This window comes from Priestia sp. JV24 (genome assembly GCF_025910025.1).
Classification (GTDB): domain Bacteria; phylum Bacillota; class Bacilli; order Bacillales; family Bacillaceae_H; genus Priestia; species Priestia megaterium.
Genome location: NZ_JAPCIN010000083.1, coordinates 1 through 643, shown reverse-complemented (window position 1 = coordinate 643; position 643 = coordinate 1). Strand labels below are relative to the sequence as shown.

1 protein-coding gene is annotated in these 643 nt (G+C 45.3%); it reads left to right on the top strand.

Features of this window, described 5'->3' with window-relative positions:
• The coding region (locus tag OK414_RS29755) for a transposase (protein WP_233335561.1) at positions 1-643 on the top strand (643 nt) is incomplete at both ends.

Sequence of the window (643 nt, the reverse complement as noted above, 5' to 3'; positions counted from 1 at the left end):
AACTCATTCGTATGATGACAAAAGAAAAGCAGCATTTTCTTCAACACCTAAGCTATAAGTGTAATACTTTCTCTCAAGAAGTAGACTCCTCGGTCTTCGGTAACGCAATGATGGAGCTTTTCTTAGAGAAATACAGCTTGGAAGAACTAGCCCACCTACCACTGGAGGAACTAGCAGCATTCCTTCAAGAGAAAGGGAAAAACCGATTTGGTGACCCGAAATGTGTGGCAACCTCCATTCAGAAAGCCGTGCGATCTTCGTATCGCTTGGACAAGGTAGTGGAAGATTCCATGGATGTGATACTTGGGACCTCGATCGAGGTCATTCGCACCTTCCAAAAGCAGATAAAAGAAATTGACAAAGCGATCAAAAAACTGATGGCTGGATTGACACACACGCTTGAATCCATCCCTGGAATTGGTCCCGTATTCGCTGCGGGTATCATAGCTGAAATTGGCCAAATAGACCGGTTTGATGATGAAGCTAAAGTAGCAAAATACGCAGGTCTATACTGGCGAAAGCATCAGTCTGGGCGCTTTACTGCCGAAGACACGTCCCTATCACGTAACGGTAACCACTACTTGCGATATTACTTAGTTGAAGCCGCCAACTCCGTACGAAAGCAAGTTCCAGATTACCGGGA